This is a genomic window from Nocardioides sp., assembly GCF_031422975.1.
Classification (GTDB): Bacteria; Actinomycetota; Actinomycetes; order Propionibacteriales; family Nocardioidaceae; genus Nocardioides.
Map to the genome: position 1 here is coordinate 1 of NZ_JANPEO010000305.1, position 2,367 is coordinate 2,367.

Sequence of the window (2,367 nt, forward strand, 5' to 3'; positions counted from 1 at the left end):
GAGTTCGGCAAGCACAGCACCCAGCTCGGTGTCACCCAGCTGGCCCGTCGTGTCGGCGTCGGCAAGACCACCGCTCATCGCGTCATCTGGACCCTGGTCGAGGAAGGCCTGCTCGAGAAGGTCGAGGAGACGGGGCTGTTCCGGCTGACCACGACGATGCGATCCCTCGGAGCCAGTGCCGAGACGGCCCAACGGCTGCACGAAGCCGCGACGATCCCTCTCGACCAGTTGCGCACGAAGACGCCCGGCACGTTGCACATCGCCATCCTCGATGGCCTCGACGTGCTGTACGTCGAGCGACGCGAAGGGCGAGGGGCCATCCCGGTCTTCCGCGCGGTCGGCAGCCGCAACGCTGCCCACGCGACGTCGAGCGGCAAGGTGCTGCTGGCGTTCTTGCCGGATGACCACCAGAAGCGCCTCGTGCAGGGCATGCGTCTGTCGCCCAAGACGCCGCGCACGATCACCTCGCGGGCGGACTTTCTCTCCGAGTTGACGCGGGTCCGCCGCCAGGGCTTTGCGGAGAACCGCGGCGAGTCCCAGCCGGGCATGTGCTCGATCGACGCACCGATCCGCGATCCGCTCGGTCAGGTCGTGGCATCCGTGTCAGTCGCGGAGTACGTCGAAGACGTGGAGCGCGGCCTGCGCCACCTTGCGGGCCCCGTTGTCGAGACAGCGGTGCGCATCTCCTCCGGACTGGGGTGGACCCAGTGACCGGCAGCTGGGAGCGGATCTGTCGTGTCGACGAGGTCCTCTCCGACCGACCGGTCGGCAAGGTCGTCGGGGACTCCGGTCAAGACCGGGACCGGGTCTGTGTCGCGATGACGAACGAGGGAGAACACGTCGCACTGCTCGACCGCTGTCCTCACCGCGACATCGCCCTCTCGGGCGGGATCGTGAAACAGGGAACGCTGGTCTGCCCCGGCCATTTCTGGCGCTTCGATCTCTCGACGGGCGAACGCACTGACCAGTCGGAGACCGGCGCGGTGGTCTATCCGACCCGCGTCGTCGACGGATGGGTGGAGGCAATGCTGCCGCCGGTGCAGCCACACCAGTCGATGCGCGAGCGGCTGCTGGCACAGGCTCGAGCAAATCGGCTTGGCGTGCCGGAGACGGCCGCCCAGAGTCCCGAGATCGGCGACAACGTCACCGTCGCCGGTATCCGCACCAACTATCACGACCTGGGCTCAGGACCCCCCGTCGTCCTCATCCACGGCTCAGGTCCGGGCGTCAGCGCGTGGGCCAACTGGCGCCTGACGCTCCCCGCACTCGTCGCCGAGAATTTCCGTGTGATCGCGCCCGACGTCCTGGGCTTCGGCTACACCGACCGCCCACCCGCCGCCCGCTACGACCTCGGCGCCTGGACCGACCACCTCGTCGGCTTCCTCGACGCGCTCGAACTGGAGCGCGTCTCGCTGGTGGGCAACAGTTTCGGCGGCGCCCTCGCCCTCAGCCTCGCCACCCGACACCCCGAGCGAGTCGAACGGTTGGTGCTGATGGGCAGCGTCGGGGTGTCGTTCCCCATCACGGCCGGGCTCGACCGGGTCTGGGGATTCGAGCCGTCGCTGGCAAACATGCGGGCCCTTCTCGACGTCTTCGCCCACGATCACACTCTGGTCAACGATGACCTCGCCGGGCTGCGACTGGCCGCCGCAACTCGTCCAGGCGTCCAGGACGCGTACGCCGCGATGTTCCCTGCTCCACGTCAGGCCAGCCTCGACGCCATGACGATCGAGGAGGACCTCGTCCGCGCGATCGGGCACCCGACCCTGGTCGTCCACGGACGCGAAGACCGCGTCATCCCGCTGGCCACCTCCCTACACCTGCACGAGTTGATCCAGGACTCCCAGCTGCACGTCTTCGGCCAGTGCGGGCACTGGGTCCAGATCGAACACGCGCCAGACTTCAACCGTCTGCTCGCGGACTTCCTCGGATCGCGCCGGTGACCGACAGGGCCTATCGCACAGCCAAGGATTCGAACCGCTGTCCTCCCGATCAGGAGACGGCCTGCGACCACGAATGCGATCGGGGCAACGGGGGCTTGGGGCGATACCTCTGACTTTGTCGGCAACGCGTTCCGGTTCGAGCCGTCCGACGACCGAGGGATGAGATATCGAAATGAAGATTCTGGTCACGAGAGTCAGCTTGTGCCTACTGCAGTCCGCTGGTGTCCTCTCGTGTCTCAATCTCGAATTGTGGCGGCTGTTGACGCGACTCCAGTTGGGGCGCATCGTTGATGGATGACGTCGCTTGCTGGCACGGTTCGCTGCTGCCTCGCGGGGAGCCAGACGTCGATCGCGGGGACCACTACGGTGCCGTCGGCCACGCGGCACCGTCGCTGGCGATCTCACGGTGCCGAGGGCCCCTCGG

General features: G+C 67.5%; 2 protein-coding genes. Both read left to right on the forward strand.

What is annotated here, in order from left to right; all coding sequences use genetic code 11:
* On the forward strand, nt 1-711 hold a 711-nt coding region (locus tag RMO85_RS09185), incomplete at its 5' end, for an IclR family transcriptional regulator (protein WP_310528425.1).
* Complete coding sequence (locus tag RMO85_RS09190) at nt 708-1,943, forward strand: alpha/beta fold hydrolase (RefSeq protein WP_310528426.1); 1,236 nt, start codon at nt 708-710, stop codon at nt 1,941-1,943. The genes RMO85_RS09185 and RMO85_RS09190, both read left to right, overlap by 4 nt.
* Nucleotides 1,944-2,367: the final 424 nt, after the last annotated feature.